Below are 1246 nucleotides of genomic sequence, written 5' to 3' on the forward strand. Positions count from 1 at the left end.
CCCGCATGCCCCGGCGCAGGTCGGCGCCGTCGAGGTAGGCGGGGTCGTGCTCCGCCTGGACCATCGACCGGACGCCCACCAGGTGGGCGCCGCCCGGCCCGGAGCGCAGCCGGGCCAGGGCGTCGGCGACGTCGGGGGCCGTCAGGTCCACCCACCCCACCACGCCCTGGACCACCGGGGTGCGGGCCGCGAGCGCCAGCAGGTCCACGGTCTCGGCCTCGACCTGCACCGACTGGACCACGACGGTGCCCGTCACGCCCTGGCCGGCGAGTGCCTCGGCCAGGTCGTCCGGCGTGAAGTCGGCGTCGATGGCCGTCATGCTCACCGGGTCGATCCAGTCCTGCGGCGTCTGCGAGCGCACCCACAGGTGGTGGTGCGCGTCGATCCTCTGCGTCATGGCTCAGCCCAGGCCGGGTCGGACGGCCTCGGCGATGAGGCGGCGCCGCTCGACGTAGGCGGGCAGGATCGTCACCTCGTCGTCGTCGAACCACTCGAACGGCGCCGTCGAGGCGACCAGCGCGAAGTTGGCCCAGGGCTCGAAGGAGCCGGAGCGCACCACGACCTTGGCGCGTGGGGCCCACTGCTCGATGAGCGCCTCGTGCGTGGTGCCGTGGAAGGTGGCCCCTGAGCCGGTGAAGATGTCCTGCACCTCGCCGTACAGGCGCGGGTGGTGCGTCGTGAGCTCGGTGGCGAAGTGCGCCTCCTCGAAGAACGTGTTCTCCAGCAGCGCCCGCAGCACCGACTGCACGTCGAGCTGCCCGCGCGTGAGCGCGAGGTCCACCCGGTTGGCCCCGGCGGGGATGGGGAAGCCCGCGTCGGTGACCAGCACCACGTCGGTGTGCCCCAGCGTGGCCAGGCTCCCGGCCAGCTGAGGGTGCAGGATCCGTCCAGCTCTCATCGTCGCGCCTCCGTGCTCGTCGTCGTGCTCGTGGTGGTGCTCACGGTCGTCCCGGTCGTGCGGTCGGCGGCGAGGAACGCATCGACCGTGGCCCGGTCCTGGTAGGACGGGACGGTCTCCCAGTGCTCGCAGCACAGTGCGGCGACGGTACCGGCGAAGCCCGCGGCGGCGGGCAGGTCGTGGCCCTCGCCGAGGGCCACGGCCAGGGCCGCGTTGAAGCTGTCGCCGGCGCCGTTCGAGTCGACGACGTCCACGCGCACCGGCGGCACCTCGACGGTGCCGTCGGCGGTGACGACCAGCGCGCCGGCCTCGCCGAGCGTGATCACCACGGCGCGCGGGCCGAGGGCC

General features: G+C 73.9%; 3 protein-coding genes. All 3 read right to left on the bottom strand.

From position 1 onward, the window contains the following. Positions 1-397: amidohydrolase family protein (locus PROKR_RS28445; RefSeq protein WP_036970588.1), on the bottom strand; the 397-nt coding region annotated here is incomplete at its 3' end. Between the two features lie 3 nt (positions 398-400). Continuing rightward, a complete protein-coding gene (locus tag PROKR_RS28450; protein ID WP_036970591.1) occupies positions 401-898 on the bottom strand; it encodes an RbsD/FucU domain-containing protein in 498 nt (165 codons plus the stop codon). Further along, the coding region (locus PROKR_RS28455; protein ID WP_245606001.1) for a PfkB family carbohydrate kinase at positions 895-1246 on the bottom strand (352 nt) is incomplete at its 5' end. The genes PROKR_RS28450 and PROKR_RS28455, both read right to left, overlap by 4 nt.

It is taken from the genome of Promicromonospora kroppenstedtii DSM 19349 (assembly GCF_000515355.1).
In the GTDB taxonomy this organism is placed as follows: domain Bacteria; phylum Actinomycetota; class Actinomycetes; order Actinomycetales; family Cellulomonadaceae; genus Promicromonospora; species Promicromonospora kroppenstedtii.

Bases quoted from the DNA above. Each gene is read 5' to 3' on its own strand.
- PROKR_RS28450 (WP_036970591.1), bottom strand. From the start codon at position 898: ATGAGAGCTGGACGGATCCTGCACCCTCAGCTGGCCGGGAGCCTGGCC.